At 65.4% G+C, this 25,213-nt stretch carries 19 protein-coding genes, 2 tRNA genes and 2 rRNA genes; 15 read left to right on the top strand and 8 right to left on the bottom strand.

Going from position 1 to position 25,213, the window contains the following annotated elements; translation table 11 throughout:
* Window positions 1-128 precede the first annotated feature (128 nt).
* From N7L95_RS11190 to N7L95_RS11165, 6 genes are all read left to right on the top strand, one after another.
* Entirely contained in the window at window positions 129-1,112 is a 984-nt protein-coding gene (locus N7L95_RS11190) for an ABC transporter permease (protein ID WP_301259896.1), read from the top strand.
* 4 nt (window positions 1,113-1,116) lie between these two features.
* Window positions 1,117-2,352 carry a M20 aminoacylase family protein gene (locus tag N7L95_RS11185; RefSeq protein WP_301259895.1) on the top strand — a complete coding sequence of 412 codons (1,236 nt, stop codon included), beginning with the start codon at window positions 1,117-1,119 and terminating at the stop codon, window positions 2,350-2,352.
* Window positions 2,349-3,917 (top strand): ABC transporter substrate-binding protein, encoded by a 1,569-nt coding sequence (locus tag N7L95_RS11180; RefSeq protein WP_301259894.1) that lies wholly within the window; start codon window positions 2,349-2,351, stop codon window positions 3,915-3,917. The genes N7L95_RS11185 and N7L95_RS11180 overlap by 4 nt, the downstream gene beginning before the upstream one ends.
* Window positions 3,918-3,981: 64 nt before the next feature.
* The gene (locus N7L95_RS11175; RefSeq protein WP_301260128.1) at window positions 3,982-4,896 is read left to right on the top strand and encodes an ABC transporter permease; all 915 of its coding nucleotides are present in this window, start codon (window positions 3,982-3,984) and stop codon (window positions 4,894-4,896) included.
* 13 nt (window positions 4,897-4,909) lie between these two features.
* On the top strand, window positions 4,910-5,896 hold the full coding sequence (locus tag N7L95_RS11170; RefSeq protein WP_301259893.1) for an ABC transporter ATP-binding protein: 987 nt from the start codon (window positions 4,910-4,912) through the stop codon (window positions 5,894-5,896).
* Window positions 5,893-6,960 (top strand): ABC transporter ATP-binding protein, encoded by a 1,068-nt coding sequence (locus N7L95_RS11165; protein WP_435870077.1) that lies wholly within the window; start codon window positions 5,893-5,895, stop codon window positions 6,958-6,960. The genes N7L95_RS11170 and N7L95_RS11165 overlap by 4 nt, the downstream gene beginning before the upstream one ends.
* 222 nt (window positions 6,961-7,182) lie before the next feature.
* Here N7L95_RS11165 and ybeY read toward each other — a convergent pair whose 3' ends face one another.
* Together ybeY and N7L95_RS11155 are read right to left on the bottom strand one after the other, a co-directional pair.
* Complete coding sequence (gene ybeY, locus N7L95_RS11160; RefSeq protein WP_301259892.1) at window positions 7,183-7,641, bottom strand: rRNA maturation RNase YbeY; 459 nt, start codon at window positions 7,639-7,641, stop codon at window positions 7,183-7,185.
* Window positions 7,641-8,603 carry a PhoH family protein gene (locus N7L95_RS11155; RefSeq protein ID WP_301259891.1) on the bottom strand — a complete coding sequence of 321 codons (963 nt, stop codon included), beginning with the start codon at window positions 8,601-8,603 and terminating at the stop codon, window positions 7,641-7,643. Before N7L95_RS11155 ends, ybeY begins: the two co-directional genes overlap by 1 nt.
* Window positions 8,604-8,688: 85 nt before the next feature.
* On the opposite strand from N7L95_RS11155, the gene N7L95_RS11150 reads away from it, so the two are divergent.
* From N7L95_RS11150 to ruvB, 4 genes are all read left to right on the top strand, one after another.
* Window positions 8,689-10,563, top strand: a complete 1,875-nt coding sequence (locus N7L95_RS11150; protein ID WP_301259890.1) for a sensor histidine kinase — start codon at window positions 8,689-8,691, stop codon at window positions 10,561-10,563.
* A 114-nt stretch (window positions 10,564-10,677) separates the two neighbouring features.
* Window positions 10,678-11,343, top strand: a complete 666-nt coding sequence (locus tag N7L95_RS11145) for a response regulator (RefSeq protein ID WP_265405137.1) — start codon at window positions 10,678-10,680, stop codon at window positions 11,341-11,343.
* Window positions 11,344-11,371: 28 nt separating this feature from the next.
* Entirely contained in the window at window positions 11,372-11,944 is a 573-nt protein-coding gene (ruvA, locus tag N7L95_RS11140) for a Holliday junction branch migration protein RuvA (protein WP_301259889.1), read from the top strand.
* A 7-nt stretch (window positions 11,945-11,951) separates the two neighbouring features.
* Window positions 11,952-13,019, top strand: coding sequence for a Holliday junction branch migration DNA helicase RuvB (gene ruvB, locus N7L95_RS11135; protein ID WP_301259888.1), 1,068 nt, complete (start codon window positions 11,952-11,954; stop codon window positions 13,017-13,019).
* A gap of 22 nt (window positions 13,020-13,041) precedes the next feature.
* Here the strand turns inward: ruvB and N7L95_RS11130 are convergent, their stop codons facing one another.
* From N7L95_RS11130 to N7L95_RS11105, 6 genes are all read right to left on the bottom strand, one after another.
* Window positions 13,042-13,446, bottom strand: coding sequence for a hypothetical protein (locus N7L95_RS11130; protein ID WP_301259887.1), 405 nt, complete (start codon window positions 13,444-13,446; stop codon window positions 13,042-13,044).
* A gap of 27 nt (window positions 13,447-13,473) precedes the next feature.
* Window positions 13,474-14,604, bottom strand: a complete 1,131-nt coding sequence (locus N7L95_RS11125; RefSeq protein ID WP_363324869.1) for a sterol desaturase family protein — start codon at window positions 14,602-14,604, stop codon at window positions 13,474-13,476.
* Window positions 14,605-14,718: 114 nt separating this feature from the next.
* On the bottom strand, window positions 14,719-15,390 hold the full coding sequence (locus N7L95_RS11120) for a histidine phosphatase family protein (protein WP_301259886.1): 672 nt from the start codon (window positions 15,388-15,390) through the stop codon (window positions 14,719-14,721).
* A gap of 93 nt (window positions 15,391-15,483) precedes the next feature.
* A complete protein-coding gene (locus tag N7L95_RS11115; protein ID WP_301259885.1) occupies window positions 15,484-16,110 on the bottom strand; it encodes a YbhB/YbcL family Raf kinase inhibitor-like protein in 627 nt (208 codons plus the stop codon).
* Window positions 16,111-16,153: 43 nt separating this feature from the next.
* Window positions 16,154-16,477, bottom strand: coding sequence for a DUF1840 domain-containing protein (locus N7L95_RS11110; protein WP_301259884.1), 324 nt, complete (start codon window positions 16,475-16,477; stop codon window positions 16,154-16,156).
* 3 nt (window positions 16,478-16,480) lie between these two features.
* On the bottom strand, window positions 16,481-17,716 hold the full coding sequence (locus tag N7L95_RS11105) for a class I SAM-dependent methyltransferase (protein WP_301259883.1): 1,236 nt from the start codon (window positions 17,714-17,716) through the stop codon (window positions 16,481-16,483).
* A 175-nt stretch (window positions 17,717-17,891) separates the two neighbouring features.
* On the opposite strand from N7L95_RS11105, the gene ptsP reads away from it, so the two are divergent.
* The 5 genes from ptsP to N7L95_RS11080 all read left to right on the top strand — a co-directional run bounded on the left by ptsP (window position 17,892) and on the right by N7L95_RS11080 (window position 25,154).
* Window positions 17,892-19,685 (top strand): phosphoenolpyruvate--protein phosphotransferase, encoded by a 1,794-nt coding sequence (gene ptsP, locus N7L95_RS11100; RefSeq protein WP_301260126.1) that lies wholly within the window; start codon window positions 17,892-17,894, stop codon window positions 19,683-19,685.
* A 431-nt stretch (window positions 19,686-20,116) separates the two neighbouring features.
* Window positions 20,117-21,647, top strand: a 16S ribosomal RNA gene (locus N7L95_RS11095).
* Between the two features lie 153 nt (window positions 21,648-21,800).
* Window positions 21,801-21,877: transfer RNA gene (locus N7L95_RS11090), tRNA-Ile, on the top strand.
* Window positions 21,878-21,900: 23 nt separating this feature from the next.
* Window positions 21,901-21,976: transfer RNA gene (locus tag N7L95_RS11085), tRNA-Ala, on the top strand.
* A gap of 304 nt (window positions 21,977-22,280) precedes the next feature.
* Window positions 22,281-25,154 (top strand): 23S ribosomal RNA (locus tag N7L95_RS11080).
* Together the 16S and 23S rRNA genes with 2 tRNA genes alongside form the textbook arrangement of a ribosomal RNA operon.
* Window positions 25,155-25,213 lie beyond the last annotated feature (59 nt).

Genomic DNA, 25,213 nt, shown 5'->3' with positions numbered 1-25,213 from the left:
TTAGGACGCGGCCCGTGCCGGCCCGGCGCGGGCTGCGTGATCCCCGCCGGCCCGACCTCGGCCGCTGGGGAAGGTTTTTGTGCGGCGGCGCAGGCCACCCCTCGCCGCTGCCGACTGGGACTCTGTAGATGCTGGTTTTCATTCTTCGCCGCCTGTTGCAGGCGGTCATCGTGATGCTCACGGTGGCCTTCATCGCGTTCACGCTGTTCCAGTTCGTGGGCGATCCGGTCACCAACCTGCTGGGCCAGGATGCGACGCCCGAGGACCGCGCGCGCCTGCGCAGCGACCTGGGCCTGGACCAGCCCTTCCCGGTGCAGTTCGCCCGCTTCGTCGGCAATGCGGTGCAGGGCGAGTTCGGCATCAGCTTGCGGCAGGGCCGCAAGGTGTCGAGCCTGATCGCCGAGCGTTTCCCGGCCACGCTGGAGTTGTCCATGGTGGCCGGCGTGCTGGCGCTGGTGGTCGGCATCCCGATGGGGGTCTACACCGCCTTGCGGCGGGGCTCCTTCCTCTCGCAGGTGCTGCTGACGCTGTCCCTGCTCGGCGTTTCCTTGCCGACCTTCCTGATCGGCATCCTGCTGATCCTGGTGTTCTCGGTCACGCTGGGCTGGCTGCCGAGCTTCGGGCGTGGCGAAACGGTGGCGCTGGGCTCCTGGTCGACCGGCTTCCTGACGGCCGACGGCTGGAAGCACCTGATCCTGCCTTCCATCACGCTGGCGATCTTTCAGCTGACCTTGATCATGCGCATCGTGCGGGCCGAGATGCTGGAGGTGCTGCGCACCGACTACATCAAGTTCGCCCGCGCCCGCGGCTTGTCGGACCGGGCGGTGCATTTCGGCCATGCGCTGAAGAACACGCTGGTGCCGGTGATCACCATCACCGGCCTGCAGATCGGGTCGCTCATCGCCTTCGCCATCATCACCGAGACGGTGTTCCAGTGGCCGGGCATGGGCCTGCTCTTCATCCAGGCGGTGACCTTCGCCGACATTCCGGTCATGGCGGCTTACCTCTGCCTCATTGCGCTGCTCTTCGTGCTGATCAACCTGGTGGTGGACTTGCTGTACTTCGCCGTCGATCCGCGGCTGCGCGCCAACAAGCCGCAAGGAGCGCATTGACGCCATGCGTGCCCTGTCCCACGGCGCCGTGAATGGCGTGTTCGGCCACATCGCCCGCTTTCACCCCGAGCTGACCGCCTTCCGGCGCGACCTGCATGCGCATCCCGAGCTGGGCTTCGAGGAGGTGCGCACGGCCGCCCGGGTGGTCGAGGCGCTCAAGCTGACGCGGGTGGACGAGGTCCACACCGGCATTGCCAAGACCGGCGTGGTCGGCGTCATCCACGGCCGGGAGCACGACTCCGGCCGCAGCATCGCCCTGCGTGCCGACATGGACGCCCTGCCGATGCGCGAGGAGAACGATTTCGCCTGGCGCTCCGGCAAGAGCGGCCTGATGCACGGCTGCGGCCACGACGGCCATACCGCGATGCTGGTGGGCGCCGCCCGCTACCTGGCCGAGACACGGCGCTTCAACGGTACCGTCTACCTGATCTTCCAGCCCGGCGAGGAAGGGTATGCGGGCGCCAAGGCGATGATTGCCGACGGGCTGTTCGAGCGCTTCCCGGCGCAGTCGGTCTATGCGATGCACAACTGGCCGCACCTGCCGGCCGGGCAGGTGGGGGTGAGTCCGGGGCCGATGATGGCCGCGGCCGACCGCATCGAGATCACCATCAGCGGCAAGGGCGGACATGGCGCGCACCCACACCTGGCCATCGATCCGGTGCTGGTCGCCGCCCACATCATCACGGCGGCGCAGAGCCTGGTTTCGCGCAATGCCAGTCCGTTCGACAACGCGGTGGTGAGCATCTGCGCGATGCAGGGCGGGGACGTCGGCGCGATGAGCGTGATCCCGCGCCAGGTCAAGCTGGTGGGCACGGTGCGCACCTTCCGGCCGCAGGTGCAGGACATGATCGAAGAGCGCCTGGGCCGCATGGTGGAATCGATTGCGATGGGCCTTGGCGCCAGCGCGTCGCTGGACTACCAGCGCGTCTACCCCGCCACCGTCAACAGCGCCGCCGAGGCGGCCTTTGCCGCACAGGTGGCGGAATCCTTGCTCGGCCCCGAGCATGTGCTGCGCGACATGGCGCCCAGCATGGGCGCCGAAGACTTCTCCTTCATGTTGCAGGTCAAGCCCGGCGCGTACCTGCGCGTCGGGCAAGGCCGCGACGCCAACGACCCGGGCTGCTTCCTGCACAGCGGGCGCTACGACTTCAACGACGACATCCTCCCGCTGGGGTCGGCGCTGTTCGCATCGCTCGCGGAGCAGGGCCTGCCCCTCAACCCAGGAGGAATTCCCGCATGAAGCTCCGACCGACCCTGATCGCCGTGGCGCTGGCTGTTGCCTGCGGCTCCGTGGCAGCCAAGACGGTGCGCATCGCCAACCAGGGCGATGCCGGCTCGATGGATCCACATTCGCTGAACGAATCCTTCCAACTCAGCTTCACCGGCAACATCTACGAGCCCCTGGTGGCGCGCGACAAGAAGCTCGGCCTGGTGCCGGGCCTGGCCACCCGGTGGAGCCAGCCGTCGCCCACCGTCTGGCGCTTCGAGCTGCGCCAGGGCGTGCGCTTCCACGACGGCGCGCCCTTCACCGCGGACGACGTGGTGTTCTCCTTCAAGCGCGCGGCGAGCGAAGGCTCGGACATGCGCAGCTACACCGCCTCCATCAAGGAGGTGCGCGCGCTTGACGATCGCACGGTGGAGATCGAGACCAACTCGCCCTTCCCCATCCTGCCCGACGTGCTCTCGCTGGTCTACATGATGAGCCGCAAGTGGTGCGAGACCAACCGCGCCGAGCAGCCGGTGGACCGGCGCAAGGGGGTGGAGAACGCGGCCAGCTTCCGCGCCAACGGCACCGGCCCGTTCCGCCTGAAGGAGCGCCAGCCCTCGACCCGCACGGTGCTGGTGCGCAACGGCACCTACTGGGACAAGGTCGAGTCCAACGTCGACGAGATCGTCTTCACGCCGATCAGCAACGATGCCACCCGCGTGGCCGCCGTCCTGTCCGGCGAGATCGACGTGATGGAGCCGGTGCCGCTGCAGGACATCGAGCGGCTCAAGGCGGCCAGCAACGTCAAGGTGCTGCAGGCCCCCGAGCTGCGCACCATCTTCCTCGGCATGGACCAGAAGCGCGACGAGCTGCTGCACTCCAGCGTGAAGGGCAAGAACCCGTTCAAGGACAAGCGGGTGCGGCAGGCGGTCTACCAGGCGATCGACATCGAGACCATCAAGACCCGGGTGATGCGCAACGCGGCCACGCCCACCGGGCTGCTGGTGGCCCCCGGCGTGAAGGGCTTCGCACCCGAGCTGAACAAGCGACTGCCCTACGATCCGGAAGCGGCGAAGAAGCTGCTGGCCGAGGCCGGCTATCCGAACGGCTTCGAGGTCGGCATGAACTGCCCGAACGACCGCTATGTCAACGACGGCGAGGTCTGCCAGGCGGTGGCGGCGAACCTGGCGCGGGTGGGCATCAAGGCCAACCTGCAGGCCGAGACCAAGGCCACCTATTTCCCCAAGATCCTCAGCCGCAACACCAGCTTCTACATGCTGGGCTGGACGCCGGGCACCTATGACGCGCACAACGCCCTCAACGCGCTGATCGCGACGCCGAGCGACAAGGGACAGGGCCAGTTCAACCTGGGCAGCTACAGCAATGCCAAGGTGGACGAGCTGACGCACAAGATCCAGTCCGAAACCGATCCGGCACGACGCAACGAGATGATCCGCGAGGCCTTCCGCATCCACCAGGACGATGTGGGCCACATCCCGCTGCACCAGCAGTCGCTGGCCTGGGCGGCACGCCGCAACGTGGAGCTGGTGCAACTCGCCGACAACTTCATGCCCTACAAGTGGATCGTCGTGAAGTGACGATGCGCTCCCCGGGCCACGCCGGGCCACAAGCCCGGCGCGGCTCTTCAACACCCACCCCGTGATGACCACCACCGCACTGCAACGTTTCTTCGACGGCGACGTCTGGTACAGCTTCCGCACCTCCCCGGTGGCGATCCTGGCCGCCGTGATCGCCACCGTGTGCATCGTCTGCGCCATCTTTGCCAACTGGATCGCACCGCACAATCCCTTCGACCTGGCGACGCTGGAGCTGGGCGATGCCCGCCTGCCGCCCGCCTGGATGGAGGGCGGCAAGGCCAGCTACCTGTTCGGCACCGATGACCAGGGCCGCGACATCCTGTCGGCGCTGATGTACGGCGCGCGCATCTCGCTGATGGTGGGCATCGCTTCGGTCGTGCTGTCGCTGTTGATCGGCGTCAGCCTGGGGCTGCTGGCCGGCTTTGTCGGCGGCAAGCTCGATGCCTTCCTGATGCGCATCTGCGACGTGATGCTGTCCTTCCCCACCATCCTGGTGGCCCTGCTGGTGGACGGCGTCGGCCGGGCCATGGTGCCGGACGCGCATGAGCAGCTCGCCTTCGCGGTGCTGATCGTCTCCATTGCCTTGACCAAGTGGGTGGACTACGCGCGCACCGTGCGCGGCTCCACGCTGGTGGAGCGCAACAAGGACTATGTGCAGGCCGCCCGCGTGATCGGCGTCAGCCCGCTGCGCATCATGCGCAAGCATGTGCTGCCCAATGTGCTCGGGCCGGTGCTGGTGCTGTCGACCATCCAGGTGGCGCAGGCCATCATCATCGAGGCGACGTTGTCCTTCCTGGGCGTCGGCATGCCACCCACCTCGCCGTCGCTCGGCACGCTGATCCGCGTCGGCAACGACTTCCTCTTCAGCGGCGAATGGTGGATCACCATCTTCCCGGGCATCATGCTGGTGCTCATTGCGCTCAGCGTGAACCTGCTGGGCGACTGGCTGCGCGACGCCCTCAACCCGCGCCTGCGCTGAGAAGGAGCCTTCCATGACTTCCCCCTTGCTGCAGGTGAAGAACCTGCGCGTCGAGTTTCCCACCCGCCGCGGCACCCTGCTGGCGCTGGACGACGTGTCCTTCGACATTGCCGCTGGCGAGATCCTCGGTGTGGTCGGCGAGTCCGGCGCCGGCAAGTCGCTGACGGGCGCTTCCATCATCGGCCTGCTGGAGCCGCCCGGGCGGGTCGCCGGTGGCCAGATCCTGCTGGACGGCCAGCGCATCGACAACCTGCCCCAGGAGGCCATGCGCCGGGTGCGCGGCCGCAAGATCGGCGCCATCTTCCAGGACCCGCTGACCTCGCTGAACCCGCTCTACACCGTGGGTCGGCAGCTGGTGGAGACCATCCAGACCCACCTGCCGGTGAACGGGGCGGAGGCCCGCCGGCGCGCCATCCAGCTGCTCAAGGACACCGGCATCCCGGCGGCCGAGGCGCGCATCGACCACTACCCGCACCAGTTCTCCGGCGGCATGCGCCAGCGGGTCGTGATCGCGCTGGCGCTGGCGGCCGAGCCGCAGCTGATCGTGGCCGATGAACCGACTACCGCGCTGGACGTGTCCATCCAGGCCCAGATCATCACGCTGCTCAAGCGCCTGTGCAGCGAGAAGGGCGCAGCGGTGATGCTGGTGACCCACGACATGGGCGTGATCGCCGAGACCTGCGACCGGGTGGCGGTGATGTATGCCGGGCGGGTGGTCGAGATCGGGCCGGTGCAGGAGGTCATCCATGCGCCGGCCCATCCCTACACCGCCGGCCTGATGGGCTCCATCCCGTCGGTGGAGGACGAGCGCGAGCGGTTGTCGCAGATCGACGGCTCGATGCCGCGGCTGAACGCCATCCCGCAGGGCTGCGCCTTCAACCCCCGCTGCCCGCGGGTGTTTGACCGCTGCCGCGTCGAGCGGCCTGAACTGCTGGACGCCGGCCGCACCCGGGCTGCCTGCTGGCTGCACGCTGAACAACCCCTGAGGAGAGCCGCATGAACGCGATGCTGAGCAGTGCCCGGGCGGCCACCCCCGCGGGCGCCGCCGACCCACATGGCCGGCACGCGGCCGCTGCGGCCCTGGTGCAGGTGGACGACCTGGCGAAGATCTTCGATGTCTCCGCACCCTGGCTGAACCGGGTGGTGGAGCGCAAGCCCAAGCAGTTCGTGCACGCGGTGGATGGCGTCAGCTTCTCCATCGAGAAGGGCAAGACGCTGGCCCTGGTGGGCGAGTCCGGTTGCGGCAAGAGCACCGTGGCGCGACTGCTGGTGGGCCTGTATGCGCCCAGCCGTGGCGAGGTGCGCTTCGACGGCCAGCCGACCGCGGCTGCCCTGGGCAGCCGGGAGGGCCGCAGCCTGCGCCGGCGCATGCAGATGATCTTCCAGGACCCCTATGCCAGCCTGAACCCGCGCTGGAAGGTGCAGGACATCATTGCCGAGCCGCTGCTCGAGCATGGCCTGCTGAAGGACCCCGCGGCGTTGCGCCAGCGGGTGGGCGAGCTGCTGGAGTCGGTGGGCCTGGCGGCGGCCGACATGCAGAAGTTCCCGCATCAGTTCTCCGGCGGCCAGCGCCAGCGCATCTCGATCGCCCGGGCGCTGGCGACGCAGCCGGAGTTCCTGGTCTGCGACGAGCCCACCTCCGCGCTGGATGTCTCGGTGCAGGCGCAGGTGCTCAACATCATGAAGGACCTGCAGCGCGAGCGGGGGCTCACCTACCTGTTCATCTCGCACAACCTGGCGGTGGTGCACCATGTCGCCGACGAGGTCGGCGTGATGTACCTGGGCCGGCTGGTCGAGGTCGCGCCCAAGCGCGAGCTGTTCGAGCGGCCGCTGCACCCGTACACCCGCATGCTGCTGGACGCGATTCCCGACATCCGCATGACGGGCCGCTCACGCACCCCGGTGCAGGGCGAGGTGCCCAACCCGCTGAACCCACCGCGGGGCTGCGCCTTCCACCCGCGCTGCCCGCATGCCAATGCGCGGTGTTCCAGCGAGCGGCCGGCGTTGCTGTCGCTGCGCGGGGTGAAGGTGGCCTGCCACGCCGTGGAGGAAGGGCGCATCTGAGCGGCAGGCGCCGGGAAGCGCCCGCTGATCGGCATGCTGCCGGCCTGGCGCGACGGGCCGTGCGGGCGTCGGTGACGCGGGTGCGGGCGGGCGCTCCTGCCGCCGGCCGATGATCAAGACACGGGTGCGGTGACGAGCCGGCGCCAGCCATGACACCGGCGCGCGCCGCCCCGGCAGCCCGCGGTCCCGGCAGGCGTGGCGGGGACCGCGCGATGCCGCGGTCTAGCCCGCGTCGCGCGCGTAGGGGTCCTCGTAGCCCAGCGCGAGCAGGATCTCCGTCTCGCGGCCTTCCATCAGCTCGGCCTCGTCCTCGGCCTCATGGTCGTAGCCTTGCGCATGCAGGGTGCCGTGCACCAGCAGGTGCGCATAGTGGGCCTGCAGCGGCTTGCCCATCTCGCGCGCCTCGCGCTCGACCACTGGCGCGCACAGCACCAGGTCGGCCATCACCACGGGTTCGTGGGCATAGTCGAACGTCAGCACGTTGGTGGCGTAGTCCTTGCCGCGGAAGTCGCGGTTGAGGGCTTGCCCCTCCTCGGCGCCGACGATGCGCACCGTGATTTCCGCCGGGGCCTCCAGCGCGGCGCGCATCCAGCGCAGCACCTTGTGGCGCGGCAGCTCGGCACGGTGGGCAGCATCGACGAACTGCAGCGAGAGCTGCAGCTCGGGTTTCGCGGTGGCCATCAGTCCTCCCCGCGCTGCTGCGATGCGTCGTAGGCCTCGACGATGCGGGCCACCAGCGGGTGTCGCACCACGTCCGCTGAAGTGAAGTGGGTCATTGCAATGCCGCGCACCCGGCGCAGGATGCGCTCGGCATCGATCAGCCCGCTCTTCTGGCCGCGCGGCAGGTCGATCTGGCTGACATCGCCGGTCACCACCGCCTTGCTGCCGAAGCCGATGCGGGTCAGGAACATCTTCATCTGCTCGGGGGTGGTGTTCTGCGCCTCGTCCAGGATCACGAAGGCATGGTTGAGCGTGCGCCCCCGCATGAAGGCCAGCGGCGCGATCTCGATGCTGCCTTTCTCGAAGGCCTTGGTCACCCGGTCGAAGCCCATCAGGTCGTAGAGCGCGTCGTAGAGCGGCCGCAGGTAGGGGTCGACCTTCTGCGACAGGTCGCCAGGCAGGAAGCCCAGCCGCTCGCCGGCTTCCACCGCCGGGCGGGTCAGGATGATGCGCTGCACCGCGCTGCGCTCCAGCGCGTCCACCGCGCAGGCCACCGCCAGGAAGGTCTTGCCGGTGCCGGCCGGGCCGATGCCGAAGGTGATGTCGTGGCCCAGGATGTTGCGCAGGTACAGGTCCTGGTTGGGCGTGCGGCCCTGCAGGTCGGTGCGGCGGGTGCGCAGCACCACTTCCTCGCCCTCGGCCGCCCGCGGCTCGCGCCGGCCTTCCGGCTGCATGGCCTCCAGCAGGGCCAGCTGCAGTTCGTCGGCGGGAATCGGGCGGCGGGCGCGGTCATAGAGCGACTGCAGCAGCGCGACGGCGCGCTCGGCCGCCTTCTTGGCACCTTCGATGCGGAAGGACTCGTTGCGGCGGGTGATGCTGACGTCGAACGCGGCCTCGATGGTCCGCAGGTGCTCGTCCAGGGTGCCGCACAAATGGGCCAGACGGGCGTTGTCCAGCGGGATGAAGGCGTGTCGAAGAATCACGAGATGAGAACTCCTGCAGCCCATTGACGATCGGGGCCGCCGCAGCGATTGTCCCCCGGCCGGCGCTCGGGGAGAATCCGCGCCCATGACTTCCTCGTTTCTGATGCGGTGTTGCCGCAGTCGCGCGCCGTGGGCGCTCGCTTCCGGCTGGGCCGCGATCGTGCTGCTCGCGCTGCTCTTCGCCTGGCAGCCGGCCGGCGCCGCCGAACTGCGGCTGCAGCAGGCCGTGGTCGTCGAGGAAGCGCCGTTCGAAGGGCCGGCCCGCCCGCTGCAGCAAGCGGTCACCTTGCCCGACGCGTGGGCCGCCCGTCGGGCGGACTTCGAAGGCACCGTCACCTACCGGGTCCCGTTCGGGGCCCCGCCACCCGCCAACGGCGACCTGCTGGCGCTCTACATCGAGCGCGCCTGCTCCAATGTAGAGGTGCGGCTCAACGGCCAGCTGGTGGTGCGCCACGGCAGCATGACGCCGCCGGTCACGCGCAACTGCTACTACCCGCACATGGTGATGCTGCCGGCCGGCCTGCTCAAGCCCGACGGCAACCAGCTGGAGCTGAAGGTGGTGGGCTACGGGCTGCAACGGGTGGCGGCCCGCCAGCGGGCGGGCGGGTTGTCGGAGCTGGTGGTGGCGCCGCAGTCGGAGCTGCTCGGCCGCTACGAGCGCCAGCTGTTCTGGAACGTCACCATGGGCCAGGTGGTGGGAGTCACCATCGTCGTGCTCGGCTTGTTCATGCTCGGCCTGGCCTGGGCGCGGCGCTCCGAGCCGGCCTATCTCTACTTCGGCTTGCTGCTGGTCGGCTGGGCGGTGCTGGGCTCGCGCATGTGGGTGCGCCACATGCCGCTGGACCACTGGACGGTGGAGGTGCTGATCAGCACGCTCTACGCCCCGGTCATCGCGATGGCGGTGCTGTTCCTGCAGCGCTACGGCGGGCACAGCCACCGGGCGGTCGGCCTGGCCATGCTGCTGCAGTGCGTGCTGGTGCCGGTCTCCATCGCGCTGGCCGGGGACACCCACTTCTTCACCACCATCACGGTCTGGTCCGCGCTCTACGTGCTCGAGATCAGCTGGGCCACGGCCTACTACCTGCGCCATGTCTGGCATGAGCGGCGGCCGGAGTTCTGGCTGATGAGTGGGGTGCTGATCCTGGTGGTGGTGCTGGCGATGGTGGAAACCGCGGTGCAGCACGAGTGGATCGACATGCCGCGGGTGCACCTGATCCATTTTGCGATGCCGCTGCTGTTCTTCGCGGTGGGCCTGCGCCTGGTGCAGCACTTCGTGCAGGCCCTGCAGGCGGCCGAGATGGCCCGTGTGCACCTGGAGCAGCGCATCAGCGAGAAGACGTCCGAGATCGAGCGCAGCTATGCCGAGCTGGCCGAGGCCCGCATCGAGCAGGTGGCCGAGGCCGAACGCAAGCGCATCGCCGGCGACCTCCACGACGACCTGGGCGCCAAGCTGCTGACCATCGTCCACACCAGTGGCGACGAGCGCATCTCGACGCTGGCGCGCGAGGCGCTGGAGGAAATGCGCCTGTCGGTGCGCGGCCTGACCGGCAAGCCGGTGAAAGTGGCCGACGCCCTGGCCGACTGGCGGGCCGAAGTGGTCTCGCGCCTGGGACAGGCGGCGGTGCAGGTGGACTGGATGACGGCCCACGAAAGCGACGAGCGCCACCTGTCGGCACGCGCCTATGTGCAGACTACCCGCATCCTGCGCGAGGCCACCAGCAACATCATCAAGCACAGCGGCGCCACTGCCTGCACCATCCGCTGCGTGATCGACGCGACCGATTTCAACCTGGTGATCCAGGACAACGGCCGCGGCATCCCGCTGGAGCTGGACGGCAAGCTCGACCGCGGCCACGGCATGGCGAGCATGAAGCGCCGCGCCAAGCAGCTGGCCGGGCAGTGCCTGGTGGAGTCGGGGCCGGGCTACGGCACGGTGATCCGGCTGACCTTGCCGCTTTAGCGGAAAGTGTCACTGACGCGGGGTCCGGAGCGCCGCAAAAACGGGCAATTGCGCGGTACCATGGCAGTGGCCGTCCGCGCTGGTGCAGTGACGGCGCTCTGAGTGACTGTTCACATGCATATCCTGCTCCTCGAAGACCTTCCCGAAATCCGCCAGTGGCTGAAGACGCTGGTGACCCAGGTCTTTCCAGCCGCGCGCGTGTCCGAAAGCGCCCGCGTGCACGATGCGCTGGAGCAGATCACCGCGCTGCGCTTCGACCTGGCCCTGATCGACCTGGGCCTGCCCGACGGCTCCGGCGTGGAGGTGGTGGCGGCGCTGCGCGAGTCGCAGCCGGAGGCCCAGTCGGTGGTGGTCACCATCCATGATGACGACGACCACCTCTTCCCCGCGCTGCAGGCGGGTGCCTTTGGTTACCTGCTGAAAGAGCAGGCCAAGGACCAGCTGGCCGAGCAGCTGCAGCGCATCACCCAGGGCGAACCGCCGCTGTCGCCGTCCATTGCGCGCCGCGTGATCGCCTACTTCGCTTCCCAGGCCCGCCACCAGCCGGCCCAGACCGAGCCGCTGCTGCCGCCGGTCTCGCTCACCGACCGCGAGAACGAGGTGCTGCTGCGCGTGGCCAAGGGCTTCACGCTGCCCGAAATCGGCGTGCAGCTGGGCCTGTCGCGCCACACCATCGCCGACTACGTGAAGCAGATCTACCGCAAGCTCAACGTGTCGTCGCGTGCCGAGGCCGCGCTGGAAGCGCAGCGCCTGGGCCTGTTCCGCAAATCGCCGCGCTGAGCCCGCCGCGGCCGCGATAATCCGGCCGATGATTGGACGGCTCACGGGCGTGATCGCGGAGAAGGCCCCTCCGCAGGTGTTGATCGATGTCAACGGCGTCGGCTATGAGGTCGACGTGCCGATGAGCACCTTCTACAACCTGCCCAACCTGGGCGAGCGGGTCAGCCTGCTGACCCACTTCGTGGTTCGCGAGGACGCCCAGATCCTCTACGGCTTCGGCAGCGCCGCCGAGCGCGAGACCTTCCGCCAGCTGATCAAGATCTCCGGCGTCGGCCCGCGTACCGCGCTGGGCGTGCTCTCCGGCATGAGCGTGGGCGACCTGGCGCAGGCGGTCAGCCTCCAGGAGTCCGGTCGCCTGGTGAAGGTGCCGGGCATCGGCAAGAAGACGGCCGAGCGCCTGCTGCTCGAGCTCAAGGGCAAGCTCGGCCCCGACCTGGCGCAGCCGGTGGCGGTGGCCAGCGAGGCGCACGGCGACGTGCTGCAGGCCCTGGTCGCGCTCGGCTACAGCGACAAGGAAGCCGCCGCCGCGCTGAAGGCCTTGCCGGCCGATGTGGGCGTGAGCGAAGGCATCAAGCTGGCGCTGCGGTCGCTGAACAAGTGAGCCTCGCATGAGCATCCAGACCGACGACTTCAGCCCGCCGCCGCGCCAGCGGGTCGTGTCGGCCTCCGCCGGCTCCCCCGGCGAGGAGGTGATCGAGCGGGCTTTGCGGCCCAAGGGCCTGGACGACTACGTCGGCCAGGTGAAGGCGCGCGAACAGCTGGAGATCTTCATCGGCGCCGCCCGCAAGCGCGGCGAGGCGCTCGACCATGTGCTGCTGTTCGGCCCGCCGGGGCTGGGCAAGACGACCCTGAGCCACATCATCGCGCACGAGCTGGGCGTCAACCTGCGCCAGACCTCCGGCCCGGTGCTGGAGAAGCCCAAGGACCTGGCGGCGCTGCTGACCAACCTCGAGCGCAACGACGTGCTCTTCATCGACGAGATCCACCGGCTCTCGCCGGTGGTCGAGGAAATCCTCTACCCGGCGCTGGAGGACTACCAGATCGACATCATGATTGGCGAAGGGCCGGCGGCCCGCTCCATCAAGCTCGACCTGCAGCCTTTCACCCTGGTGGGGGCCACCACCCGCGCGGGCATGCTCACCAACCCGCTGCGCGACCGTTTTGGCATCGTCGCCCGGCTGGAGTTCTACAGCGCCGAGGAACTGGCCCGCATCGTGACCCGCTCGGCCGGCCTGCTGAACGCGCCGGCCGATGCGCAGGGCGCGATGGAGATCGCCCGCCGCTCGCGCGGCACCCCCCGCATTGCCAACCGTCTGCTGCGCCGGGTGCGCGACTATGCCGAGGTGAAGGGCGACGGCCGCATCACCAAGGCCGTTGCCGACAAGGCGCTGGCCATGCTGGACGTCGACCCGCAAGGCTTCGACCTGATGGACCGCCAGCTGCTCGAAGCGGTGATCCACAAGTTCGACGGCGGCCCAGTGGGCCTCGACAACCTGGCGGCCGCCATCGGCGAGGAGCGCGACACCATCGAGGACGTGATCGAGCCCTACCTGATCCAGCAGGGCTACCTGCAGCGCACCCCGCGCGGGCGCATCGCCACGGTGGCGGCCTACCGCCACCTCGGCATGGCGCCGCCCGGGCGGGCGGACGCCGGGGACCTGTTCGGCGCGCCCTGAGGCTGGCCGGCCGGGACCCGGCTCAGATCAGGTCTTCGATCACCAGCCGGCCGTAGCGCTCGGCGATGCAGGCGCCCGCCTCGCGGGCGATCTCGGCGACCCGCCGTGCCTGGGCCGGCTCGGGCGCGAAGACCACCAGCCAGCAGCAGCCCTCGTCGGCCAGCTGCTTGTAGCGGCGCATCAGCCGCACCTCGGTGCCGAATTCGGCTGCACCGCTGGCGCTGGCGAGGCGGCGCTCCATCTCGCTGGCGCCTTCCTCGGCCGAGTAGCGCACGATGTCCTCGGGGTCGAAGCCGGCGTCCAGCAGGGACTGCACCGCCTGTTCGGCCTCCGCCGGCTCGTCGAAGCCGATGACGATGTGGCCGACTGGATTGAAGGCACCGAAGGACAGCGGCATGTCCTCCTTGCTCATCCTCTTGAGTGCCATGGTGAAACCCCCGGAATGGAGAGGGTTTCAGTTTAGTGAGGGTGGCTCCGCTGGCAAGCCGTGGGCAGGTGCCCCTTCTCGCGTCAGGGCACGCGAGGCCGGGCTGCACAGCATGCCCACCAGCACCAGGCCTGCGGTGAGGCCCAGCACGCCGAGCAGGCGCGCCGACAGGCTCAGCAGGTGCGCCTGCCACAGGAAGGCCCCGGTGCCGGCGACCAGCAGCAGGAACAGGCCGGCCGCCAGCCACTGCGCGCGCGGGCTCATTGGCGGGTCGTAGCGCACCACCTTGTCGATCTCGAACGGCGGCTTGGGATCGCTCAGGGCCAGGTCGGCCGGGCGCCAGCCGGGCGGCTTGAACCAGACCCGCAGCTTGTCGCTCCAGCGGCGGGTGCGCCAGCTGTCGCGGGCCAGCTCGGCATAGACCTGCAGGTTCGCCCACAGCGGGTTCCAGCTGCGCAACGGGCCGCGCGTGCCCCAGACGCAGGGGTCGCGATCGTCCTCTTCCTCGAAGGTGCCGAACCAGCGGTCCCAGAGCACCAGGATGCCGCCGTAGTTCTTGTCCAGGTACTTGTCGTTCACGGCATGGTGCACCCGGTGGTTGCTGGGCGAGCAGAAGACCCGGTCGAACCAGCCGAGCCGCCCGATCTGCTGCGTGTGCACCCAGTACTGGTACAGCAGGTCGATCAGCGCCACCGCCGCGAAGACCAGCGGCGGCACCCCCAGCACCGCCATCGGCAGGTAGAAGATCCAGCTCGCGATCCAGCCGCTGCTGGTCTGGCGCAGCGCGGTCGAGAGGTTGTAGTCCTCGCTCTGGTGGTGCACCACGTGGGCGGCCCAGAACAGCGCCGACTCATGGCCCAGCCGATGGTTCCAGTAGTAGAAGAAGTCATAGACCACCAGCGCTCCCACCCAGACCCACCAGGCATCGGCCGGCAGCTGCCAGAGGGCGGCGTGATCGTAGACGGCGCTGTAGATGCCCAGGGTCACCAGGGCCGTGAAGAGGCCGGTGAGCTGGCTCATGACCCCCAGGCCGATGCTGCTGAGTGCATCGTTCAGGCGATAAGTGTTGTGGCCTCGCGCGACGCCGACCGCGTATTCGATGGCGATCAGCAGCAGGAAGACAGGCGTCGCAAGGACGATGATCTGGGCACCTTGCATGGCATTGCACTCCGGGACGGCACAGGCCGGGGCCCCGATCTTGCGTCCGTCCGCGGCGTTTGGGGAGAGGGCGAGACCCGAGCCCTGGCGCTGTCTGGGGGCAAGGCGGTGGCATCAGCCCCGGGCAGTGATGCCCGCGCCGTCAGAGCCCTCATCGAGCGTCTCTGCGGTCAGGTGAGAGGTGTCGGCCCAGCCCACGAGCATGAAGCCCTCGGGTGTGTACAGCAGGCGGTTGATGCTCGCATTGCCCAGCTCCCAGGTGCGTGCGGCCTGCAGGTCCACCCGCGAGGCGGCACGGTAGAGGCAGTCGAGCACACCACCGTGGGCGACCAGCGCGATGGTCTGGCCGCCGTGCTGCGCCGCCAGCCGGCTGGCGCAGGCGATGACCCGCTCATAGAACACGGTCAGCGACTCACCGCCGGCCGGCCCGAACAGCGGGTCGCGCTTGCGCCAGCGCATTGCGCGATCCGGCCAGCGCTCCTCGATCTCGCGGTAGGTCATGCCTTCGAACTCGCCGAAACCGCGCTCGCGCAGCCCGGCATCCCGCTGCACCGGCAGCCCGGCCACGGCGGCGATGGCCTGCGCCGTTTCATGGGCGCGCGACAGGTCGCTGGCATAGATCGCGTCGAGCGATTCCTCGGACAGCGCCTGGGCCACGCGGGCGGCCTGCCAGCGGCCGGTGTCGTTGAGCGGGATGTCGAGGTGGCCTTGCAGGCGGGCATCGAGATTCCAGGCGGTTTCGCCATGCCGGATGGCAATGACGCGGGTCAGTTCGCGGTGAGGCATGCTGTGTCCATCGTGGCGGGCGCGCGGAGGTGCCGCCCGTGCACGATTTTCGCCGACGCCGCCCGGGTGCCGCCGGCCTGCCGCCGCCAAGCTTCAGGCCAGCCGGCGATTCAGCGTGTAGGTGCCCGTGAAACAGGCGTCGCCCAGCACGTGGCCGGCGATGGCGGCGCGCACCTGGGCGCCGGTGAAGGCGCCGTCCACCGGGCAGTGGGGCAGGTCGATCGCGTACAGCGTGTAGACATAGCGGTGGACGCGGGCATCGTTGAATGGCGGGAAAGGCCCGTCATAGCCGAAATACTGCCCGGCACGCTGGGCGTCCTCGGCGAACCAGCCGGTGTAGTCGTTCAAGCCGTGGCGGGCGCCGTGCAGCGTCGACGGCCCCGGCTTGCCACGGGGGGTGAAGCCGCGGCTGAATTCGCCTTCCTCGATCTGCCTCAGGGTGGCGGGCAGGTCCACCATCACCCAGTGGAAGAAGTCGACGCGCGGCAGGTCCTCGGGCACCTCGCGGCCCGGCTGGTTCACGTCATCGCCACGGCTCGGTACGTCCGGGTCGTGGCAGATCAGCACGAACGACTGCGTGCCTTCGGGCGCTGCATCCCAGCTGAGCTGCGGGCTGATGTTGTCGGAAAAGGTCACGCCGCCTTGGTCGTCGAGGCGGCCTGCAGCGTGGCGCACCGGGATGCGGCCGCCGTCCGGCCAACTGTTGCTGACAAGTTTCATCGGGTCTCCTGGAGGGCTGGATCGGGCAGGGAAAGCAGGTGCGTCAGACGCCCCAGACGATGTCGTGGTCCTCGGCATGAGCGCGTCGCATCATCTCGATCAGCGGCCATACCCGCTGCCTCAGCGTGACACCTTCGCGAGGCGGCAGGGAGCGGCCTTCGGCTTCCGCTTCCTCCTCGGCCCGCCGGCGGGCCGCCTCGTCTTCCTGCACGGCGCGCTCCAATGCGGCAATGGCATCGGGCATCTGCGGCGGCTCGATGATGCCTTTGGGGGCTGGTTCCTTGCCGAGGAGGCGGACGATCTGGTCACCGGCCGGGCCGGTCATGATCACGTCACCGGCGGCCTTGGATTTGAATTTGTAGAGCATGCGTCATCCATACATGTAGCTGCGGTTGAACGGGAACTCGCATTGTGCGCCGCGCATCGGCCCGTCGGCCTCGCAGTCGGTGGGCCGTGCGGCAAGTAGCTGGAACAGCGAGAGCCAGCCCCGCTCGAAGCACATGGCGCACCCGGCCAGATAGAGCCGGTAGGCACGCACCGTGCGTTCGTCGACCAGGGCGCGAGCCTCATCCAGGCGGCTCTCCAGCGCATCCGACCAGGCCCACAAGGTGCGAGCGTAATGCGGACGAAGGTTCTCCGCATCCAGCAGCTCCAGGCCCGCCTCTGACAACCGCTGCGCCAGTTGGGAGACATGCGTCAGCTCGCCTCCCGGGAAGATGTGGTGCTCGATGAAGCGGCCCATGCCTGCAGCGAGCCCCCGGTGGTGCAGCCCGCCGGCCGTGATGCCGTGGTTGAGCAGCAGGCCGCCCGGCTTGAGCAGCCGCCGGATCTTGCGGAAGTAGAGCGGCAGGTTGGCCACTCCGACGTGCTCGCACATGCCGACGCTGGCAATGCGGTCGAAGGGCTGGTCTTCCGGCAGCTCGCGGTAGTCCATCAGGTGCACCTGCACCCGGCCTGACAGGCCGCGCTCCGCCAGCAGCCGGCCCAGGTGTGCGGCCTGGTGCTTCGAGAGCGTGATGCCGACCGCCTCCACGCCATGCCGCTCGGCCGCCCACAGCAGCAGGCCGCCCCAGCCCGCGCCGATGTCGAGCAAGCGCATGCCGGGGCGCAGGCGCAGCTTGCGGCAGATGTGGTCGAGCTTCGCTTCCTGGGCTTGCGCCAGCGACAGCTCGGGTTGCGCATAGTAGGCACAGGAGTAGACGCGCCGTGGATCCAGCCACAGGGCGTAGAAGTCGTCGGACACGTCATAGTGGAACTGCACCTGGCGCGCGTCCTGCGCCAGACGGTGGTGGCACGCCGATCCGTACCGCAGCAGCAGCTGCTGCCACCACGCCAGGGGCCGCTGGCGCACCGGATCGCCGACCAGGCGGGAGGCCGCGGCCATCAATGGGCGCATGCTGCCCTCGATGTCGAGCTGCCCCTGCACGTAGGCATCGGCCACCGCGCCAATCTGCCCGCGCGCCACGCTGGCCAGCCAGCGCGGCGTGTGCAACCTGAGGCGCACGTCCGCGGGTTGCCGCCCCGCCCGTCCGCCTGGCCACTCCAGCGCCACGTTGCACGGGAGCTGGGCCAGGCGTTGTTCGATCAAGCCGGTCCATCCGTCCATCGCTTGCCTCCGAGTTCTCTCGTCGAGAAAGCCGCTATAGCGCAGCACCTTCACCTTGGCCGGGGCTGTTTGTAAGCATCAGTGCCGCATCGGGCGTACGCCCCGCCGGGCAAGTTGCCGAGGCAGCGCGTTAAACCCGATGGATGCCGGACGTTTGCGCGCTAGCATCCGGGGCATGACACTGCAGGTCTTCGGATTGCCCGTTTCACGCGGGGTGGCCATCGGCAAGGCGGTCCTGGTTGCTTCCAGCCGCGTCGACGTGGCGCACTACTTCATCAATGCCGACCAGGTCGAGGACGAGATCCTGCGGCTGCGCGACGGACGCGATGTGGTCGCCAACGAACTGGAGATGCTCAAGCGTGGCATGCCCGAGGACGCGCCGGGCGAGCTCTCGGCCCTGCTCGACGTGCACCTGATGCTCCTGCACGATGAGGCCCTGACCGGCGCCACCAAGCAATGGATCGTCGACCGGCACTACAACGCCGAATGGGCGCTCTCGGCGCAACTGGAAGTGCTCGCCCGTCAGTTCGACGAGATGGAAGACGACTACCTCCGGGAGCGCAAGGCAGACGTCGAGCAAGTGGTGGAACGCCTGCTGAGCGCCCTGGCGCGTGGCGCCAGTTCGGCGCTCGTGCCGGCGCCCGGCACGACCTCTGGCGACTGGGGCGGCGAGGAGCCGCTGGTGCTGATCGCCAACGACATTGCGCCGGCCGACATGCTGCAGTTCAAGCAGAGCGTGTTCAAGGGCTTCGTGACCGATGTCGGCGGCAAGACCTCGCACACCGCCATCGTCGCCCGCAGCATGGACATTCCCGCGATCGTTGGCGCCCGCGAGGCCAGCCGCCTGATCCGCCAGGACGATTGGGTCATCATCGACGGCGACGCCGGGGTGGTCATCGTCGATCCTTCGCCGATGGTGCTGGAGGAATACCGGTTCCGGCAGCGCCAGAGCGAACTCGAGCGTGAGAGGCTGGCACGCCTTCGCTACACCCCGGCGGTCACGCTGGACGGGGAGCCGGTGGAGCTGCTGGCCAATATCGAGTTGCCGCAGGACGGGCCAGGCGCCTTCAAGGCCGGTGCCATGGGCGTCGGGCTTTTCCGCAGCGAATTCCTGTTCATGAACCGCAACGGTGAACTCCCCGGCGAGGACGAGCAGTTCGAGGCTTACCGTGCCGCGGTCGAATCGATGCAGGGACTGCCGGTCACGATACGCACCGTGGACATCGGTGCGGACAAGCCGCTGGAGCGCATGTCCATCAATGAACTCCGGCATGAGCACACGCTCAACCCCGCGCTCGGTCTGCGGGCGATCCGCTGGAGCCTGTCCGAGCCGGGCATGTTCCGCATGCAATTGCGCGCGATCCTGCGGGCCAGCGCGCATGGCCCGGTGAAACTCTTGATTCCGATGCTCGCCCACCACAGCGAGATTCGCCAGACCCTGGATGCCATCGCCCGGGCCAAGCAGCAGCTGCGTGACGCCGGCGTTGCTTATGCGGACGTGGAAGTCGGCGCGATGATCGAAGTACCAGCCGCCGCCTTGCTGATTCCACTGTTCCTGCGCTATTTCGATTTTGTCTCCATCGGCACCAACGACCTGATCCAGTACACGCTGGCCATCGACCGGGCCGACGAAAGCGTCTCCTATCTGTACGACCCGTGGCATCCCGCTGTGCTGCGGCTGGTGGCCGGCACCATTGCGCAGGCTCGGGCCGCAGGCAAGGGCGTATGCGTGTGCGGCGAAATGGCCGGGGACAGCAGCTTTACCTCGCTGTTATTAGCCATGGGCCTGCGCTCATTCTCGATGCACCCGTCCCAGATCGCATCGGTGAAGCAACGCATCCTGCGCTCTGACGCGTCAAAGCTGAAACAGCACCTTGAGGACATCATGAGCAGCGACGATCCGCAGGCTCGCTACCGGGAACTGATGGCTGGCGGCGAGGCCGCGCGGCACGTCCTGCCAATGATCTGACGAGGCACTTGCGCGCCATTCCGGAAAGCTGCTATAGTTGCGTTCTTCGCTGATCACGGCGCTGCAGACGAAACGAACCGGGAAGCTGGTGAGTCGGTTGAGGCGGCGGTTTCTGAAAAGAAAGAAAGAAAGTGGCAGCGAAAAATAAATGAGCCGAGTGCTTGACAGGGTTTAAAGAAAACGTCAAAATCTCGCCTCTCTGCTGATAACGACGAAAGACGAAATCAGCGCTGACGACGAAGCTGAGGTGCTGCGAATGCGGCAAGGATAGCAGAGTTGGAGCAGCAAGCTCTTTAACAAATAACAGCCGATAAGCGTGGGCGTTTGAAGGCGAGTGCCAAGATCTGTGGGTGACTGCAGATCAGGTCGAAAGACTTTAAACGCTCATGGAAGTGAAGTTCACTTCAATTCTTTGAGCGAAATTCAAGATCGAACTGAAGAGTTTGATCCTGGCTCAGATTGAACGCTGGCGGCATGCCTTACACATGCAAGTCGAACGGCAGCACGGGAGCAATCCTGGTGGCGAGTGGCGAACGGGTGAGTAATACATCGGAACGTGCCCAGTAGTGGGGGATAGCCCGGCGAAAGCCGGATTAATACCGCATACGACCTGAGGGTGAAAGCGGGGGATCGCAAGACCTCGCGCTATTGGAGCGGCCGATGTCAGATTAGCTAGTTGGTGGGGTAAAGGCCTACCAAGGCGACGATCTGTAGCTGGTCTGAGAGGACGACCAGCCACACTGGGACTGAGACACGGCCCAGACTCCTACGGGAGGCAGCAGTGGGGAATTTTGGACAATGGGCGCAAGCCTGATCCAGCCATGCCGCGTGCGGGAAGAAGGCCTTCGGGTTGTAAACCGCTTTTGTCAGGGAAGAAAAGCTCTGGGCTAATACCTCGGAGTGATGACGGTACCTGAAGAATAAGCACCGGCTAACTACGTGCCAGCAGCCGCGGTAATACGTAGGGTGCAAGCGTTAATCGGAATTACTGGGCGTAAAGCGTGCGCAGGCGGTTGTGCAAGACAGATGTGAAATCCCCGGGCTCAACCTGGGAACTGCATTTGTGACTGCACGGCTAGAGTGCGGCAGAGGGAGATGGAATTCCGCGTGTAGCAGTGAAATGCGTAGATATGCGGAGGAACACCGATGGCGAAGGCAATCTCCTGGGCCTGCACTGACGCTCATGCACGAAAGCGTGGGGAGCAAACAGGATTAGATACCCTGGTAGTCCACGCCCTAAACGATGTCAACTAGTTGTTGGACGGCTTGCTGTTCAGTAACGAAGCTAACGCGTGAAGTTGACCGCCTGGGGAGTACGGCCGCAAGGTTGAAACTCAAAGGAATTGACGGGGACCCGCACAAGCGGTGGATGATGTGGTTTAATTCGATGCAACGCGAAAAACCTTACCTACCCTTGACATGCCAGGAATCCTGCAGAGATGTGGGAGTGCTCGAAAGAGAACCTGGACACAGGTGCTGCATGGCCGTCGTCAGCTCGTGTCGTGAGATGTTGGGTTAAGTCCCGCAACGAGCGCAACCCTTGTCATTAGTTGCTACGAAAGGGCACTCTAATGAGACTGCCGGTGACAAACCGGAGGAAGGTGGGGATGACGTCAGGTCATCATGGCCCTTATGGGTAGGGCTACACACGTCATACAATGGCCGGTACAGAGGGCTGCCAACCCGCGAGGGGGAGCCAATCCCAGAAAACCGGTCGTAGTCCGGATCGCAGTCTGCAACTCGACTGCGTGAAGTCGGAATCGCTAGTAATCGCGGATCAGCATGTCGCGGTGAATACGTTCCCGGGTCTTGTACACACCGCCCGTCACACCATGGGAGCGGGTTCTGCCAGAAGTGGTTAGCCTAACCGCAAGGAGGGCGATCACCACGGCAGGGTTCGTGACTGGGGTGAAGTCGTAACAAGGTAGCCGTATCGGAAGGTGCGGCTGGATCACCTCCTTTCTGGAAAAAAGCACTCAAGTTTGGGCGCCCACACTTATCGGCTGTTGTTGTGTACGACAGCAAGTGAACGTGAACCGGCAGGCGTGAACCTGGCAGGGATGAGAATCCTAGGTTGACGGTGCTGCAGACGCGGTTCGAGCGGAAGTGAAGAGCGGGTCTGTAGCTCAGTCGGTTAGAGCACCGTCTTGATAAGGCGGGGGTCGTTGGTTCGAATCCAACCAGACCCACCAATCCTTCTGCATGAAGCATGTTCGGGGGATTAGCTCAGCTGGGAGAGCACCTGCTTTGCAAGCAGGGGGTCGTCGGTTCGATCCCGTCATCCTCCACCATCACTGATCACTGAAGTCGAACGTTAACGCAAGGGTTCCCTGAGAGCAGGGATGTTTGCGTTAGCGGTTCGAAAGAATGGCTGTTGTTCTTTAACAATTCGTAGAGTCGAATCAGCGTTGTTGACGGAAAGCATCTATGGGATGCACCGTGCCGTCAACAACATTTGATTGCGTCACCAGACTTCAACTCGAAGTAAAGAGCGAGTTTGAAGACGGCATAACGCGTAAATACTCAGAAAACGATCTTCTCGAACGATGAGGAGGTCGAGTCCTTGACGACGTCGAAGAGGCGTCAAAGTTATAGGGTCAAGTGACTAAGTGCATGTGGTGGATGCCTTGGCGATTACAGGCGAAGAAGGACGTGATAGCCTGCGATAAGCTTCGGGGAGCTGGCAAATTAGCTGTGATCCGGAGATTTCCGAATGGGGAAACCCACCCTTAGGGGTATCGCATACTGAATACATAGGTATGCGAGGCGAACCGGGTGAACTGAAACATCTCAGTAGCTCGAGGAAAAGACATCAACCGAGATTCCGAAAGTAGTGGCGAGCGAAATCGGACCAGCCTGCACGTTTTAGCATCGTACTTATCAGAACGGTTTGGAAAGGCCGGCCATAGCAGGTGATAGCCCTGTATGAAAAAAGTGTGGTGTGGAACTAGGCGTGCGACAAGTAGGGCGGGACACGTGAAATCCTGTCTGAAGATGGGGGGACCATCCTCCAAGGCTAAATACTCGTAATCGACCGATAGCGAACTAGTACCGTGAGGGAAAGGCGAAAAGAACCCCGGGAGGGGAGTGAAATAGATCCTGAAACCGCATGCATACAAAAAGTCGGAGCCCGCAAGGGTGACGGCGTACCTTTTGTATAATGGGTCAGCGACTTACATTCAGTGGCAAGCTTAACCGAATAGGGAAGGCGCAGGGAAACCGAGTCCGAATAGGGCGTTCAGTCGCTGGGTGTAGACCCGAAACCAAGTGATCTATCCATGGCCAGGATGAAGGTGAGGTAACACTTACTGGAGGTCCGAACCGACTAGTGTTGCAAAACTAGCGGATGAGCTGTGGATAGGGGTGAAAGGCTAAACAAACTTGGAAATAGCTGGTTCTCTCCGAAAACTATTTAGGTAGTGCCTCAAGTATTACCATCGGGGGTAGAGCACTGTTATGGCTAGGGGGTCATGGCGACTTACCAAACCATTGCAAACTCCGAATACCGATGAGTACAGCTTGGGAGACAGTGCACCGGGTGCTAACGTCCGGACACAAGAGGGAAACAACCCAGACCGCCAGCTAAGGTCCCTAAAATTGGCTAAGTGGGAAACGAAGTGGGAAGGCTAAAACAGTCAGGATGTTGGCTTAGAAGCAGCCATCATTTAAAGAAAGCGTAATAGCTCACTGATCGAGTCGTCCTGCGCGGAAGATGTAACGGGGCTAAGCCAGTTACCGAAGCTGCGGGTGCACAGCAATGTGCGCGGTAGGAGAGCGTTCTGTAAGCCTGTGAAGGTGTCTCGAGAGGGATGCTGGAGGTATCAGAAGTGCGAATGCTGACATGAGTAGCGTTAAAGGGGGTGAAAAGCCCCCTCGCCGTAAGCGCAAGGTTTCCTACGCAACGTTCATCGGCGTAGGGTGAGTCGGCCCCTAAGGCGAGGCAGAGATGCGTAGCTGATGGGAAACAGGTCAATATTCCTGTACCGATGTGTAGTGCGATGTGGGGACGGAGAAGGTTAGCTCAGCCGGGTGTTGGATGTCCCGGTTCAAGCCTGTAGTCGTGCCTGGTAGGCAAATCCGCCGGGCTAAGATGAGAGGTGATAACGAGGCCGCTTGCGGCCGAAGTGAGTGATACCCTGCTTCCAGGAAAAGCCACTAAGCTTCAGCTACACACGACCGTACCGCAAACCGACACTGGTGCGCGTGATGAGTATTCTCAGGCGCTTGAGAGAACTCTGGAGAAGGAACTCGGCAAATTGACACCGTAACTTCGGAAGAAGGTGTGCCCTTAGTAGGTGAACCTGTACAAGGGGAGCCCAATGGGGTCGCAGAGAATCGGTGGCTGCGACTGTTTAATAAAAACACAGCACTCTGCAAAGACGAAAGTCGACGTATAGGGTGTGACGCCTGCCCGGTGCCGGAAGGTTAAGTGATGGGGTGCAAGCTCTTGATCGAAGCCCCGGTAAACGGCGGCCGTAACTATAACGGTCCTAAGGTAGCGAAATTCCTTGTCGGGTAAGTTCCGACCTGCACGAATGGCGTAACGATGGCCACACTGTCTCCTCCAGAGACTCAGCGAAGTTGAAATGTTTGTGATGATGCAATCTCCCCGCGGAAAGACGGAAAGACCCCATGAACCTTTACTGTAGCTTTACATTGGACTTTGAACAGATCTGTGTAGGATAGGTGGGAGGCTTTGAAGCGGTGCCGCTAGGTGCCGTGGAGCCGTCCTTGAAATACCACCCTGGTGTGTTTGAGGTTCTAACCTTGGCCCGTGATCCGGGTTGGGGACAGTGTATGGTGGGCAGTTTGACTGGGGCGGTCTCCTCCCAAAGCGTAACGGAGGAGTTCGAAGGTACGCTAGGCACGGTCGGAAATCGTGCTGATAGTGCATAGGCAAAAGCGTGCTTAACTGCGAGACTGACAAGTCGAGCAGATACGAAAGTAGGACTAAGTGATCCGGTGGTTCTGTATGGAAGGGCCATCGCTCAACGGATAAAAGGTACTCTGGGGATAACAGGCTGATACCGCCCAAGAGTTCATATCGACGGCGGTGTTTGGCACCTCGATGTCGGCTCATCTCATCCTGGGGCTGTAGCCGGTCCCAAGGGTATGGCTGTTCGCCATTTAAAGAGGTACGTGAGCTGGGTTTAAAACGTCGTGAGACAGTTTGGTCCCTATCTTCCGTGGGCGCTGCAAGATTGAGAGAGCCTGCTCCTAGTACGAGAGGACCGGAGTGGACGCACCTCTGGTGTATCGGTTGTCACGCCAGTGGCATTGCCGAGTAGCTAAGTGCGGAAGAGATAACCGCTGAAAGCATCTAAGCGGGAAACTCGTCTCAAGATGAGTCTTGCCGGGGCCTTGAGCCCCCTGAAGAGTCGTTCAAGACCAGGACGTTGATAGGCTGGGTGTGGAAGCGCAGTAATGCGTTAAGCTAACCAGTACTAATTGCTCGTGCGGCTTGACCCTATAACTTTGGTGATCCTTAGCGACATCGAAGTGAGTCAATAGCTTATGCCGGGTGAGGC

The organism is Eleftheria terrae, from assembly GCF_030419005.1.
Lineage (GTDB): Bacteria > Pseudomonadota > Gammaproteobacteria > Burkholderiales > Burkholderiaceae_C > Caldimonas > Caldimonas terrae.
This window is presented reverse-complemented; position numbering and strand designations above follow the sequence as displayed.